At 65.5% G+C, this 14,483-nt stretch carries 10 protein-coding genes; 5 read left to right on the top strand and 5 right to left on the bottom strand.

Going from position 1 to position 14,483, the window contains the following annotated elements; all coding sequences use genetic code 11:
- Positions 1 to 907 precede the first annotated feature (907 nt).
- Together ACP4E5_RS00350 and ACP4E5_RS00355 are read right to left on the bottom strand one after the other, a co-directional pair.
- A complete protein-coding gene (locus ACP4E5_RS00350; RefSeq protein WP_425824643.1) occupies positions 908 to 1,753 on the bottom strand; it encodes a ParA family protein in 846 nt (281 codons plus the stop codon).
- Between the two features lie 272 nt (positions 1,754 to 2,025).
- The gene (locus tag ACP4E5_RS00355) at positions 2,026 to 3,039 is read right to left on the bottom strand and encodes a ParB/RepB/Spo0J family partition protein (RefSeq protein ID WP_425824644.1); all 1,014 of its coding nucleotides are present in this window, start codon (positions 3,037 to 3,039) and stop codon (positions 2,026 to 2,028) included.
- 621 nt (positions 3,040 to 3,660) lie between these two features.
- Between ACP4E5_RS00355 and ACP4E5_RS00360 the strand changes: the two genes are divergently transcribed.
- The 3 genes from ACP4E5_RS00360 to ACP4E5_RS00370 all read left to right on the top strand — a co-directional run bounded on the left by ACP4E5_RS00360 (position 3,661) and on the right by ACP4E5_RS00370 (position 6,604).
- Positions 3,661 to 4,887, top strand: coding sequence for an IS110 family RNA-guided transposase (locus ACP4E5_RS00360; RefSeq protein ID WP_425824645.1), 1,227 nt, complete (start codon positions 3,661 to 3,663; stop codon positions 4,885 to 4,887).
- Between the two features lie 127 nt (positions 4,888 to 5,014).
- Positions 5,015 to 6,268: an IS256 family transposase gene (locus tag ACP4E5_RS00365; RefSeq protein ID WP_425824646.1), complete on the top strand. Its 1,254-nt coding sequence runs from the start codon at positions 5,015 to 5,017 to the stop codon at positions 6,266 to 6,268.
- Positions 6,269 to 6,280: 12 nt separating this feature from the next.
- On the top strand, positions 6,281 to 6,604 hold the full coding sequence (locus ACP4E5_RS00370) for a hypothetical protein (protein ID WP_360402499.1): 324 nt from the start codon (positions 6,281 to 6,283) through the stop codon (positions 6,602 to 6,604).
- A gap of 553 nt (positions 6,605 to 7,157) precedes the next feature.
- On the opposite strand, the gene ACP4E5_RS00375 is transcribed toward ACP4E5_RS00370, so the two are convergent.
- Both ACP4E5_RS00375 and ACP4E5_RS00380 read right to left on the bottom strand, forming a co-directional pair.
- Positions 7,158 to 8,063, bottom strand: a complete 906-nt coding sequence (locus tag ACP4E5_RS00375; protein ID WP_425824647.1) for a zinc ribbon domain-containing protein — start codon at positions 8,061 to 8,063, stop codon at positions 7,158 to 7,160.
- A gap of 27 nt (positions 8,064 to 8,090) precedes the next feature.
- Complete coding sequence (locus tag ACP4E5_RS00380; protein ID WP_425824648.1) at positions 8,091 to 8,198, bottom strand: hypothetical protein; 108 nt, start codon at positions 8,196 to 8,198, stop codon at positions 8,091 to 8,093.
- 1,648 nt (positions 8,199 to 9,846) lie between these two features.
- Between ACP4E5_RS00380 and ACP4E5_RS00385 the strand changes: the two genes are divergently transcribed.
- On the top strand, positions 9,847 to 10,785 hold the full coding sequence (locus ACP4E5_RS00385) for a ParA family protein (protein WP_425824649.1): 939 nt from the start codon (positions 9,847 to 9,849) through the stop codon (positions 10,783 to 10,785).
- Complete coding sequence (locus ACP4E5_RS00390) at positions 10,778 to 11,971, top strand: hypothetical protein (protein ID WP_425824650.1); 1,194 nt, start codon at positions 10,778 to 10,780, stop codon at positions 11,969 to 11,971. Before ACP4E5_RS00385 ends, ACP4E5_RS00390 begins: the two co-directional genes overlap by 8 nt.
- Before the next feature lie 229 nt (positions 11,972 to 12,200).
- Here the strand turns inward: ACP4E5_RS00390 and ACP4E5_RS00395 are convergent, their stop codons facing one another.
- Positions 12,201 to 14,075, bottom strand: a complete 1,875-nt coding sequence (locus ACP4E5_RS00395; RefSeq protein WP_425824651.1) for a phage baseplate protein — start codon at positions 14,073 to 14,075, stop codon at positions 12,201 to 12,203.
- Between the last annotated feature and the right edge of the window lie 408 nt (positions 14,076 to 14,483).

Genomic DNA, 14,483 nt, shown 5'->3' on the forward strand with positions numbered 1-14,483 from the left:
GAAAGTTTGACGGAGAATCACTGCCCGCCGAGGGCGCGCCGCGCGATTGTTTGGGCCGCATCGCATCAGCCCACGCAGGTCTTGCTCGGGTCGATGCACAGTGCCGCCATCCTCCACACCTTCATGGGCCGATCGAGTGCGCAGTCGGCACCGCGCATGCACACAACGCACAGAGGCGCGGAATGCTGACGTCTCAGCCCTGCCACACCGACCTCCGCGTGCGCAGAGTCGGCCGAGATACGCAGTACGAAAGTACAGGTCAAAACACTGCACAGCTCTCGGTCCAAGAATGAACGGCTGCGTGCCTCCCCGGCCTAAAACCTTCGGGCCACTGCACACCCCGCCGCGTGGGGACTCCCCCGGTGCGGCTAGTGCTACGCAGTGGCCTGGAAGTTGCGCAGTGCGTCGTAGAGGCGGGCGAATCCGGAGGCGAGCTACTCGGCTCGCGTGACGTCGTCCAGCCTGGGCTGCCGACTCCCGGCTCTCACGCCGTTGCGGCGCAGTCGCTCCAGGACTACATCCCTCGTCGGCGGCTCGCCATCTCCCTCGAATTCCTCCACCCAACGCTGGTAGATGCGCTGCTCCAGCGCGTACCGGCGCAACGTGCTGAGGCTGACCGGCTGGCCACTACTTCCAGTGTGATGCCGTCTACTGCGAGCTGCTGCGACAGTTCCTGGGACGCGTCGGCGCCGCTGGGTGCCTGGTTGTCGTGGGTGCGCACGTAGCGCTGGTAGGCGAGTTCTCGCTTCATGTGACGTCGCATCAGGCTCTTACGCGTGGCCCTCAGCCCCGCTCGGGGCATCGCCCCTTCTTGGACGCAGGATGGTCGGCGAACATTGACCATGGATACGGCCGTGCTCCGGTGATTGCGGCGCAATCACCCCTCAGGTATTTGCAACGGTCAGTGTCAGCGCCGCTTTGCGCGCTGGAAGCCGAGTGCCTTCGTGACCTTGACGTAGTCGGACGTCGCTTCGCCTGCCCGATCGAACTGGAGAAGCGGAGATCCGGCGGCATAGGCCTCAGGGATCCGCGGCGAGCGGCGGACCGTGGGAAGAACCAGGTCGCCGTATGTCTCCTGCGCGAGCTGTCGCCCGTCATCCCAGACAGCCCCCTGGTTACGTGTAGTCGGAACACCGAGGATGAGGACGCCGGTGAGCTTCGCACCGCCGCCGAACTCCGCGAACTCGTCCTCCAGGAGCTGGACCTTCTGCTCCATACGCGTCAGGGCGCGGAGCTCCTTGTAGGAGGGCATGACGCAGGCGATGACTTCCTCGCTCGCCACGATGGCGTTGACGACGACCAGGCCGAGATTCCCGGGGGTGTCGATGAGGACGACGTCGAAGTCGCCCTCGATGGACTTCAGGGCCCGCCGCAGCCACATTTCGCGGAGCGTCATGTCCTTGAGGATCTGCTCCGCGGCTTCCATGTCGTCGGACCCGAGGACAAGGTGAAGGTTGTCGATGACCTTGCTGTTCTCGTCTTCCTGGGGTCCAGCGTAGGCAGGGACGATGGCGTCGGCCATCTTCGCGTCGCCTTCCAGGACCTCGAAGATGGTGGCTTGATCCTCGAGTCCGTCCCGGTACTCGTACCCCAGGGCCACCGAGGCATCGCATTGGGCGTCGAGGTCTACGATCAGCGTCCTGAGGCCGAAACTTGCGCAGACGGCACCGACGTTGATGGTCGATGTCGACTTGCCTGCGCCACCGGACTGGTTGGTGAATGCCAGCTTGCGCGGTCCGCTAACAGTGGCCATGAGTGAATCTCCGAGGTTGATTGCGGGGCAATCAAGTGAGCTGATTCGGCTACTCCCGGCGGGGAGGATGAGCTGCACTAGACGCCAGGTGTACGGAACGGCCGCCCCGGCGTGCCGTCAACTTCCAGCGAGTGTGACGCGTGATTGCCGCGCAATCACCGGTGCGGGGAAGCACTTCTGATGAGGGCACGCTACCCGTGCCGCTTGGCGGAGGCACAGATGCCCCCACTAAGTCGTCCGGACGGGGACACCCCTGGTGACAACCTGCAGGGCTACTCCATGGTGAGGAGCCCTACCAGCTCCCCCAGTTGGCCCTCCGTCAGGACGCTTCGGAGGTCATCCGCCAGATCCGGGATGGCCCCGATGCGAATGAGCCTCGTCGCGGGCGCCGTGGTCGCCGCGGATCCATCCTTGCCGTCCTGCCCTCCCGCCGCGACGTCGAACCCCGAGCCCGCGTCGGACTTCTCGGTACGAGGGTCAGGGATGGTGGACCCACCCTTGGAACCCTCCGTGGAAGTCCCCTGCGTCGAGGAGGACCGCCCTGTCGCCTTACCGCCTGACCCTCCCTTGGCAGACTCCAGAATCGCGGCGGCCTGGTCCAGGCTCAGCGTCCCGCTGGCGACATCCTGCTGCTGCTCCTTCGTGAGGTCCGCCAACACGGTGGCAGCCTCCTTCACTGGGACGAGCAGAGTGCCGGGGTCCTGCTTGAACCCGTGGCGCTGCAGCCAGTGGTTGATGACGGCCTGCTGCAGCTCAGGGATGAGAGACAGGAGCTTGATGCGGTGGGAGATGTTGGTCTGCGAGACCCCGGGCAGTCGCTCAGCCAGCCCCCGTTGGCTGAGGTTCTCCTCCTCGAGGGCTGCCTGGTATTCCGCGCCCTGCTCGATCGGGTCGAGACCGAGACGGAGTTCGTTCTCCTGGATGGCCGCGATCCGCATCGAGACGACTGTCTTGCGGATGGACACGGGAACACGCGTGAGGCCGGCCAACTGAGCTGCGGCAAGCCTCCGGTGCCCGTGCAGCACGACATGAGACTTGCCGGAGCTCTCGACGTGCTCCTTGTGCTGGGGGTACTTGGATACGTAGGTGTCTGCGCTCACCGCGGTGATCGCGGTGTTCATCCCATCCGACTCGAGAGCCTTCGCGAGGCTCTCCACGCCCCGCAGTACCTTCCGCCCATTCTCCGGACTCGGAAGGAGGCGGTCGGTGTCGAGCTCTGCAGGCGGCGTCTTGAACAGACGATTGTTCTCTGCCTGGCCGCGAGCGCGCCCCAGATCCTTTTTCATCCCTGGCATGTCAGGTCTCCGCGTGGTCAAGCTAGATGGGTCCCTGCAGAGCTTAGAGGGAACGGAGCGGAGGAGTGTTCGCGGCACAGCTGATTGCGCCGCAATCACTATTGCCAAGCAGCGAGGCAGGAACCTCCAGTGCAGTGATTGCGCGGCAATCACTCCCCGCCGGTGTGGTGGCCACCGTACGCCTTCAGCGTCTCTGATCAGCTCAGTGAACCTATGCGGACCGTAGGGTCTGACACGGGTTCTGCCCACCGTGGTGTGTGGGGCGAGCAATGCTCAAGACCTAATAGCAGTGCACGGTGACGGGTGACCCCTACTCAAGACTCGGAGCCAGACTCCTGTCCACAGGCAGAGGGCCCCGCCGCCGTGCCCTCGCGGAGGGCAGGTGTCGATCACTCCCGCGGGGGCATTCATGATCGTGATCCGAGCCGCCCGTACGATCACCCGCTCCTCGACACGCGAGCCGTAGAGCTCTCTCTGAAGACCGGGGCCGTGCGGTCAGCTGGGGCCACGAACAGCTCATCGGATGTTGGGCCGCCGAGCCCTCCTATTAGGTCGCTGCGTGTCCCCGCACAGGCTCACACGCTGGGCAAACACCGGGAGAGAGGACCAGGATTGACGATCACCTGCGGGATCGATTGGGCGGAGAACCATCATGACGTGGCCCTGGTGGACGAGGCCGGCCGACTCGTCGCCAAGCGGCACATCGGCGACGACGCGGAGGGCTACCGGCAGCTGCTGGGCATCCTAATCGAGGCCGGAGACACCCCTCAGGACCCCATCCCCGTTGCCGTCGAGACTGCGCGCGGGCTGCTTTTCGCCTGCCTGCGCGCCACCGGCCGAAAGGTGTACTCGATCAACCCGATGGCGGTCGCCCGCTACCGCGAGCGTCACCGCGTCGCCCGGGCCAAGTCCGACCACGCCGACGCGATGGCGCTGGCCAACATCCTGCGTACCGACGCCGACTTCCACCGGCCGTTGCCCGCCGACTCCGAGCTGGCCCAGGCCATCTCGGTGCTCGCCCGCGCCCAGCAGGACGCGGTCTGGAACCGGGCCCAGCTGAACAACCAGCTCCGTTCGCACCTCAAGCAGTACTTCCCGGCAGCTCTGGCCGCCTTCCAGGTCCGCGGCATCGGCCTGGACTCCCGAGAAGCACGGATGGTCCTCGCAGCGGCGCCAGAGCCCACCACGGCCGCACGACTGACTCGTGTCAAACTGCGGTCACTGCTGCGCAAGTCGGGACGGCAGCGCAACATCGACACCTGGACCGAACGGCTCCGGACCGTCTTCACCGACGACTACCTCCACCAACTCCCCCTGGTCGAACAGGCTATGGGCCGCCAGACCGCCGCCCTGGTAGCACAATTGGATGCCGCCTGCCGCGCCGCAGACGACCTGGCCGAAGCGGCAGCCGAGGCTTTCGCCCAGCACCCGGATGCCGAGGTCCTCAACAGTTTTCCCGGCATCGGGCCGCTCACCGGCGCCCGCGTGCTGGGCGAGATCGGCGATGACCGTTCCCGCTTCCGCGATGCCCGGGCCCTCAAGGCATACGCGGGCGCGGCGCCGATCACCATCGCCAGCGGCAAGAGCCACGCCGTCCACCATCGACGCGTGAAGAACCAGCGCCTGGCCGCCGCCGGCTACGTCTGGATCTTCGGTGCCCTCCCCACCCCTCAAGTCAAGGAGCACTACGACCGGCGCAGAGCGCGAGGAGACCGACACACCGCCGCCATGCGCCACGTGTTCAACCGGCTCCTGGGCTGCCTGCACCACTGCCTGGCCACCGGCCAGAATTTCGATCCGGCCAAGGCGTTTCCAGCCCTCGCACCAGCGGCAACTTGACTTCCTACCAAGCTCGGATGTCTGTGGATCGGACCCGGGTTGGACGCGAAGGGCGTACCTTCCCGGGTGATCGATTGACTGGAATCGAGTAGGCCGACGTTGGCCCGTCGGCTGGGAAGGTACGCCCATGCTCACGGTAGTCACCGAGGACGGCTCGACGCGAGGCGGGTCCCTGATCGACGAGATCGTCCGGGAGGGCGCCAGGCGGATGCTGGCCGCCGCTCTGGAGGCCGAAGTTGACGCCTACATAGCCGAGTTGGCCGATGAGAGGGACGAGCGCGGGCGGCGGCTCGTGGTCCGCAACGGACACCACCAGCCCCGGAACGTGACCACCGCGGCCGGGACGGTCGAGGTCAAGGCTCCCCGCGTGAATGACAAACGCATCGACGAGGAGACGGGCGAGCGCAAGCGGTTCTCCTCGGCGATCCTGCCGCCCTGGGCAAGAAAGTCCCCGAAGATCAGCGAGGTGCTGCCGCTCCTCTACCTCCACGGGCTGTCCAGCGGGGATTTCGTGCCCGCGCTCGAGCAGTTCCTCGGCTCCTCGGCCGGCCTGTCACCGGCCACCGTCACCCGGCTGACCGCCCAGTGGCAGGCCGACCACAAGACGTTCAGCGAGCGCGACCTGTCCGCCACGGACTACGTCTACGTCTGGGCCGACGGCATTCACCTGCGGATACGCCTGGAGGAGGCGAAGGCCGCGGTCCTGGTCGTCATGGGCGTGCGCGCGGACGGCACCAAGGAGCTGATCGCGATGGCCGACGGCTACCGCGAGTCCTCGGAGTCCTGGGCGAGCCTGATGCGGGACTGCCAGCGGCGCGGCATGCGCGCTCCCGTCCTTGCCGTCGGCGACGGCGCCCTCGGCTTCTGGCACGCGCTGAACGAGGTCTTCCCCGAAACCCGCCACCAAAGATGCTGGGTTCACAAAACAGCCAACTGCCTCGACAGCCTCCCGAAGTCGGCCCAGCCCGCGGCGAAGAAGGCCATCCAGGACATCTACAACGCCGAGGACAAGGAGCACGCGGCCGCCGCGGTCAAGGCGTTCGCCAAGCAGTACGGGGCAAAGTTCCCCAAGGCCGTCAAGAAGATCGTCGATGACGAGGACCAGCTGCTGGCGTTCTACGACTTCCCCGCCGAGCACTGGATCCATCTGCGGACCACGAACCCGATCGAGTCGACCTTCGCGACCGTGCGGCTACGGACGAAGGTCACCAAGGGTGCCGGCTCCCGCGCGGCCGCCCTGGCGATGGTATTCAAGCTCGTCGAGTCCGCCCAGGCCCGCTGGCGAGCCGTGAACGCACCCCATCTCGTCGCCCTGGTGAGGGCCGGAGCCCACTTCGAACGCGGCGAGCTCCTCGAACGCCCCGAGACGCTCGCGGCATAAGGTCAGACCACCATGACCGACTACGACACCTACGGCACCAGCACACACACCGCGAGTGAACTGGTCCGCCTCGTCACGGGCCACCTCGATGTGGTCTTCACCGAGCGCGAAAGTGACTACCGGGGCGTCTACCACCTCGCCCAGGGCACTTACGGACGCATTGAGATCCAGCCGAACGCTATCCCCGGCGATGATGGCCAGGACGACCTCTACACCCCGGAACACCCGGCGGTCCGGGTCCTCTTGCTCACCAACACCCCGGCCCCAGAACCCACCCTGCACACGCGCCTGGGCACCATCCAAGGTCTCGTGCACCTGGGCCGCGAATCGTGGTGAGCCGCTGCTGACCCACAACTCTTGACAATTACTCTGGTGGGGCGGCATGAGCGTGGAGATGGAATCCCGCGCCGAGTGCTACTCCGCGTGGCCGGTGGCCGGGGTGGGGTCTTCCCTGCTCGAGCGAAGCCGAGAGCTCGGGGAAGGGTGTGCTGATCGTGATCACGCCCTGGTCCCGGTGGGCTGCGCGGGGCAGCCGCCGCCGGTCTGTTGGTGCGTGTCCCCCCCCCCCCCCCCCCCCCCCCCCCGGACGCTGGCCGGCGTGACCCGAAGGCCGTACCGGAGAGGGAACCTCACGCCGCCCGGGCATGAGGTGGATGGTTCGCGGCCGGGTGGGGCCGGTCTTCGACCGGTCCGTCCGGCTGGTGTTCACGGTGGCCGTGATGACGGCCTCGGTCTCCATCGTGTCCACCACCGTGCGGATCACCATGGTGCCGCTGGCGCGGTCGATGACGGTCTTGGCCTGGTGGGCGAGGCCGCGTGCGGCGATCCGACGCCAGGCGCCCTGGTCGCGGTCGCCCTGCCAACCACAGTCAGGGCCGGGGCAGATGGCTCACTTCCAGCCCGGCACGGTGGGCCGGTTGGGTGCCTTGCGGTGCCTGAGCGGTGTGAGGCAGTGCGGGCAGTGCTTCGAGGTATTCCTCGGCGGCACCGTCACGACCGCAATGCCGACCTCGGCTGCCAGGTGCCGCATACGGTCGGCGATCTGACCGCGCACGGTCTGGGAAATGCGCGTGTTCTGGGTGCGGCCCATGCCCCCGGCTTCCATCGACCGAAGGTCTTCCAGATAGATGACCGTGGCCCCGACCGCAACGGCCTGATCGACACTCCAGCGGGCAGCAGCCCACGCCAACGCGTCGTTAAGGTTGGACCGGCGCTGACAGACGCGCCGGATCTCCTCCGCCAGCACCGCGTTCTTGCCGTCCAGGGCGGGATCGGCGAGCCACGTGTAGCGGTCGGTCCTGGCGTGGGTCTGGACGTTCCGCGCAGGGATACTCACCGCCAGGTAGCGGTCGGTCGTGGCGAGTTGTGCCGACTGCACGGCGACGATCGCGCGGTCGATAACAGCCTGGCCGCGCTCGATGTCTCCTGCCTTGAGATAGGCGCCGGCGCGTTCGCAGGCGGCGGACTCGGCTGCGAGCGGGTTCTGATGCTGCTCGACAGCCCACCGCTGACGCCTGACCGCGATTTCGGCCGTATCCATCCACCTGTGCCTCGCCGCAAGCCAGTACAGCGTACTGTCGACGTCCGCGAGCGCCGACCGGGCCAACGCCGAGTTGGCCGGTTGCGCATTGGTGGTGACGTCCCGCAGCATGCCAATCAGGGCGGCGCCATCGACCGCGTCGCGATGCGCGGCCGCCAACCCCGCCGTCGCGCGTACCTCAGGGGACATCGAGCGGGTCAAGCATGTCGTAGTGGCGGATTGCAACGCGGCGCGCTGCTCTTCGTCGTCCTTCACGGAGACCCCCCGCGCCCTCGGCCATGCTCAGGCCGAGGGCGCGGCCGATCGCGTTGCCACCTCGGGAGTCAGCGAGCGGTCCCCGATTTCGACCTTGCTCAACAGCGAGACCGACACGCTGGCGCGGCGGGCCAACTGGGCTTGCTTCGAGCCTCAGGCCGTACGCAGCAGGGCGACGTTCGCGCCAAAGCCGGTTCGGTGTTGGTGCCCATGGTGGTTACGGCTTTCACGGCCCGTGGGCACAACGAGTCTCGTCCGCGGCACGACGACCCGGACCTGCGCGCTGCCTCTGTCGGATACAGAGCCTGTGACATCAGCTGACGACGGGCTTTGCGATTTTCCCGCTGGGCGTGCACAGGGCCCGGGCCTCATGGGCTGTGACAGTCGGCAGCGACTACCGAACTGGAGTCTGCTGCTCGCTTTCTCGCGCAGCCTGGAGACCGTCAAGGTGGCCACTCTCCAGGCCTGACCATACTTCGTGCATCCCTCGGCTGGGCGATGCCATCTTCCTACGAAATGGCCGTGACCTGCATGCCTATCGATAGATCTATCTATACGCATCGCGATGAAAGTGCAGATGCATCTGCGGTGCGGACTGCCGATTCGCCTCCCCACGCCAGTCGCCAGGAGGGTCGCCCCAGGGCGGCTCGATATGCGCTCCGACCTATCGATAGACCTATCGACTATAGTTCGCTAACGACTAGCGTTCTTAGTCCTGTTGCCAGTTCTCTAACATCTATCGGCCTATCGATCGATGCGACGATCGAGCGTGCGATCTTGTTCTATATCGTCATGCGTATCGTTCTGTTGATTGTCTGGCGTATCGGTCTATCTATCTTGGTCGTAATCGTTGTACTGATGGATGTACCTATCGTTGCAACCATCGTTGCAGCGAGCGTAGTTCCGATTGATCGATCCATCGATACTTAGCTGGATCGACCTTGGTATCACTCGACCCATGTATCAATCGATGCCTGCTTCGAGCGACCGCTGTTGCTATCTAGCGTCCGATCGACGCACCGTCTGATGCTTCGTCCGACCGATTGACACGTCTACGTTTCGCATCATTGACGCACACTGCGGCAGATCTACCGCTCGACCGAGAGATCTTTGTTTCGATACTTCGTCGCTGGCATCGCCACACCGACCGAACGACCTAGCTGTCGTCAGTCAGAGCGACTGACCTACCTGGAGACGTATCGACTGACTTCAGTCCCAACGTCGCGATCCATGCACCGCCCGTGGGTTCGAGCGACCTACCGGTGGACCTATCCGTTAGCAGGTCGTCGGTCCAAACGAGCAAAGCCTCGTCGCCGCGTGCGATCCAGCGTCACTGCGTAGGTCCAGGCGTCTCTTCGACACACCGGGCCTCCGACGTCGAGCGTTCACGTGCGGCCTGCGGATGTAACGCACTTTCGTGGCGATGTGTCCTCAATCCACCGTTCGCAGTACGCGACCGTATGGGGCACGACACCCAGTCTGCAACGGTTCACAAGGTCAACTAGGCCTACAGGCAGGGAACTTGCCTGCCCTTTCCCCCGCAGCGGCTGCACGGACTCGCAACACCGCCTACAGCAAATGGTGGGACTTTCTGATTCTCGTCAACGCTGAACCGCGTGGTGCCCCAAGCGACTCGGGCGTAGCTGCTAGAGTCCCGCAAGTAATGTCCCTCACCGGGACATAAGTTGCTGCCGTTCCACGGCGACAACTAGCGTCACAGCTCGCATACGTCATCAATCGACCGCGGGAGCGGTCATGTCGCCGCAGAGGAAGAGAGCAGCTCGTGGAGAAGACGGCCGTAGTTAGCCAGAAGGGCGGCCCCGGCAAGACCACAACGAGCGTGAACCTTGCGGCCGGCATGGCGCTCGCTGGGTATCGAGTTGTCGTGCTGGACATCGAACCCCAGGCGCAGGCTGGGGCGGCACTCGGCGTGAGGCTGGCACAGAACACCATCAACATGTCCCTCGGCCTCAAGCTCCAGCAGGCGGCGCAGGGCGTACCCACGTCGCTTCGCGACATCATCATCGACCGAAGCGACCTGCTGAGTCAGCGCAAGAGCAACGGCGTCCTGCATCTCCTGGCCTCTGAACAGGCCACGATGGCCAACGCCCAGCACATCTTGCATGCCGCGGGGGTCGAGAAGGCCCACGTTCTGCGAGGGATGCTCGAAGAGCTCGAGGACGACTACGACTTCGCCGTCTTCGATACCCCGCCGGCCGTGCAGTCTCTGAACGGTGTGGCCCTCGCTGCGGCTGACTACGCGATCACGCTGTGCGCGCCGAAGGGTGCCACGATCGAGGGTGCTGTCGCGATGCGATCGACAGTCCAGCATGTCAAGACGCGCACGAATGGGCAGGCCGATCCCAAGTATCTCGGTGCGCTCCTGAACATGGCACACCCCTTGTCTGAATGGAACAACGAAGAGATCGATGTCCGCAACCAGATGGTTGACACCGGTCTCCAGCCGTTTGTCACTGAAATCCGGGAGGACGGGCGCATCTCGGGGAGCTACCAGAAGGGTGTCCCCGCCGTCATCGGGTACGCACGGGCCGCGTGCGGCAAGCGGTACGCCAGGTTCCTCGAAGAAGTCATCGCGCGGATGGACGCTCCCGAGGCCGAGTGGCCGATCGCTCTGAGTGCCGACGAGCAGCTGGACGAGGCCGAACAAGCAGCCGCAGCCAGGGTTCCCTCCCAGAACGTGACGGAGGCGAGCCGTGCCTGACGGCAAGAAGAACACAGACAATCCGGCTGGGGACTTCGCCTCGATCCGACGCCGACGGCCGCGGGGGAGCGGAAACCGGCAGCAGGCGGCGGACGCGCTCAAGGCGAACGCGGACGCGGTGGCTGGCAGCTCGTTCCTTGGGAGCACCGGCACCGCCACGGTCGCCACAGCACCCGCCATCCCTACGCCCTCGCCTGAGACCGCTCCCGCCGATCAGCCTGCTCCTGCTCGCATCGCCGATGAGGCATCGGTTGGGGCGGGCACCGCAGCTGACGTTGCGTCCACTGCGCCCAAGGTCGAGCCGTCGGATCCTGCCGAAGCTGCGGTGGCCTCACCGGCCTCGACCGATGCGGTCCCGCCATCGGCAGAGGAGGACGAGCCCGCTCGCGCTTCCCGGAAGGCCGCAGGTCCCGCGCCGTCCGCGACTGCGGCGGCTCCCGCCGGGGCCGAGGTGGTCACGGACAGGCACGACACGCCCTCCGGTGTCGACTCCGCTGACGCTGCCGTCGAAGCCTCCGCCGTGGCCGATGCCGCAGATCATGTGTCCGCGTCCGGGGCAGAGCCCTCTGCCGAGGCCGCTCCTCGCGAATCGGACCAGGCCACCACCGCAGCAGATGCGGCTGGTTCGCGAACCAGCGACGGGAAGAAGGCCGGCAAGGGAGCGCAGAAGCGGACGCTGAAGGCCGCGAGCGAGTCAGGCCGTTCGCGGGGGACTGGTGAGGACCCCACGTACGGCGAGAACCAGCGCCTCGTGTGGGACAGTTTCGTCGACTCGCGGGTGCACTCACGGCAGTGGTCACAGCACGGCGTCAATGTCATTCCGGAGATCTGGGACCTGCTGCAGGACCGGGTGAAGAGGGATCGCAAGAGTTCGGGTGAGGCCTCGCTTGCGAAGACCCACTACATCGACGCCATCGTTCGTTCCGCTCCGGTGGATCCTGATGAGCTCGAGGACCTTGTTTTGTGGATCAATCGCGAGTTGATCGGCCTGCCGGCCGGCGAGCGGACGTCCATGAGTATGAGTCCTGAGGCGCGGGCGCGGTTCGGGGAGATGCTCGAGGCTCTGGGGGAGAGCAAGTTGAGTCGTAAGGGCAAGGACCTGATTTCTGCTCTGGCGTTGAAGATGCTTCGCAGCCTGGAGGACGAGGGCCCGATGCCTAAGCCGAAGAGAGTCCGTCTCATCTGACTGTTCCCACGCGACGTCAGATGCGTGCCGTCCAGAGAAGGAGGGTCTCCACCGTGAGCGCGCTGTGTCATATCCACTGATCTGTAACGTTCGGTGATGGGCAGCGACTGACGGATCAAGCTCGGACCCGCACCAGTCACTTTGCAGCACTTTGCCCCGCCGATAATCGACGGAGCAAAGACGGAGCAGGCACCAGATCAGCCAACGGTGTTCGAGGCCACTGCGATGGCTACCGCGATGCGGCCGTAGGGGAGGTCTTGTAGAACGAGCCGGACAGCGAGATCCAGGCATAGGGGCCGCCGGTTCCCGACGCGGTGAGGGTGCCATTGACATCGACCTGGCCGGGCTGGCTGTAGACGACCACCGAGCCTGTGGTGCCGATGTCGCAGCGGACCAAGCACAGGGTTTCGACACCGCTGCCCGAGGTGGCCCAGACGCCGTGCTGGGTCGTGGTCGGCCAATGGCCCTCAGGCAGGGTCGCGATGAGGTCGCCGACCGTGAATCCGTCGGTCTTGTACAAAACTCCGTATATCTCGACCTTGTCGCCGTTCAGGCGCCCGAAGGCCTCCCCTGTGACACCTTCACCGAGCGCGAGGGGCACCCACTCGCTCGCGATCGGAATAGTGAGGGTTTCGACGGTGCCGTCGTCGTGGCGGAGCTTCAGGTGACCGCCCTCGGCGTAGAGGATGATGCCGCCGGTCTGGGGATTGCTGGTGGGCGGGGCTCCGGTGTCGGTGAGAATGAGGGCGCCCTTGGCGCCGCCGTAGTCTCCACCGGCAGTGGAGCCGATCTGCATGTTCCCGGTGGAGTACATCGTGTCGGCGATGGGGTTGCCCCAGTGATTGACGCTGAACGTTGCCACTTCGCCGTTGACAACGAGGTTGTCGGTGGTGGTGTTCTCCGCGGTGATGGTGAGGGGGCCGGTGAGGGTGCCGCCGGTGATGGGCAGGGCATCCACGTCGGTGGCGGTGAGGGTGATGTCACCGGATTTTCCGTTGATGCGAGTCACGCCGGCGCCGGCGGCCGGGTAGGAACACAGGGTTGCGGTGCGGTGGTTGCCGGTTCCGCAGGCGAAGCCGAAAGTCAGGGCAACTTGTTCGGGAGCGGCGGGGTCGGTGATGCGCAGGGAGAGCCCCTGGGGTTCCCGGTAGGTCAGGTCGGGCTCGTAGGTGATGAGCTGGGTTGCGACGGGGGTCGTGGTGTCGGCGGTGAGGTCGTAACAGACGATAGTGGTGTTTTCTGTTTCCGGGTTGCCATAGAGGACATAGAGGTAGTTGCCCAGAATGGTCCATCCCTGGAGCGAGGCACCAGAAAGGTCGGGGGTGGGTACCTTCACATCGGCCACGGGCGCAGTCCAGCGGTCGGCGATCGCGTCGGTCAGCTCGTACAGCTTCCAGTGGTTGGTGTGGTCGGCGGCCGTATGGTAGGCGATTGCGAGTCGGCCGTGTACGGGGTCGATGTTGACGTTCATGCTGGCCGAGTCGCTGACCGGGTGGAAGATCGTGAAGTCGCTGGAGTCGATGAACGCGCCTGCGGAATAGGCGTAGGGGAAACGGGTGATTGCCCGGCCGTACCCGTTGCGGGTATCGGGGTCTGGGTCTGCTTCAACCCAGAGCTGTGCAGGTTCGTCTTCGGTGTGGGGTTCGACGGCGAAGGAGACTCCGTGCCCGAAGCCTCGTATGTACATGTAGTCGAGAAGAGTGCCGTCGGCAGCAAGGCGACTGATGCACAGGGCGCCCTGTGCGACACGGTCCTCGTAGGGGACCGGGGCAGGTTCGTCATCGAGCTGAATGCCGCCGTCCATGATCTGGGCGGTGTAGAGGTCTCCGGTGGTGTTGTCCCAGGCGTGGGACTGCATGACGAGGACGCCACCGAGCGGTGCGTAGGTGAACAAAGTGTTCAGATCGGCCGCCAGGTCGATGCGCGGGCTGACAGAGGGCAGCGGGCTCACGGTGGCCGTGATGCCGTCGTCACCAGCGATACGCAGCTGGCTGGCGTCAGCATAGAGCGACAAGTTGTTCTCGGCGGGCTGCGGCACAGGGGTTATGGCCTGAGCGAGACGCGCAGCTCCATGATCGTCCAGAGGTACGTAGGCGTCAGTCATCAGCGGTTCTCCTTGTCAGACGGGAGAGGCCTGGGGCAGCCCCGAATGCAAATCATGCGCTGTATTTCGTTATTTCGCGGTTAGTTGACGGTATGTCGGATTGCAGGGGTGACACCGCTGTACGGAGGCGCTCCTGCCCTGCTCCAGGAAGTGGGGCCGAGCCGTAGCACGCATATGCAGCCAGGGATGTCCAGGGGCAGTCGGCAGCTACTGCGGTGTGGCGGTCGGGGATGTCTTGTAGAAGAAGCCGCCCAGGCAGATCCAGGCGTAGGTGCCGCCCGTACCCGTCACTGTCGGGGTGCCGTCGACATCCACCTATCCGGGCTGGCTGTAGAGGTGGAGACCCTCCCCCCCTCTTTGGGATGACACGCCCGGAGCGTCCGGAAGTTTTCTCACTCTGCCGGGTCT

The sequence above is a fragment of the Streptomyces fractus genome (assembly GCF_049844455.1).
Taxonomy (GTDB): Bacteria; Actinomycetota; Actinomycetes; order Streptomycetales; family Streptomycetaceae; genus Streptomyces; species Streptomyces fractus.

Coding starts and splice junctions, on each gene's coding strand:
- ACP4E5_RS00365 (WP_425824646.1), top strand. CDS start 5,015: ATGCTCACGGTAGTCACCGAGGACGGCTCGACGCGAGGCGGGTCCCTG.
- ACP4E5_RS00355 (WP_425824644.1), bottom strand. CDS start 3,039: ATGAAAAAGGATCTGGGGCGCGCTCGCGGCCAGGCAGAGAACAATCGT.
- ACP4E5_RS00350 (WP_425824643.1), bottom strand. CDS start 1,753: ATGGCCACTGTTAGCGGACCGCGCAAGCTGGCATTCACCAACCAGTCC.
- ACP4E5_RS00370 (WP_360402499.1), top strand. CDS start 6,281: ATGACCGACTACGACACCTACGGCACCAGCACACACACCGCGAGTGAA.
- ACP4E5_RS00395 (WP_425824651.1), bottom strand. CDS start 14,075: ATGACTGACGCCTACGTACCTCTGGACGATCATGGAGCTGCGCGTCTC.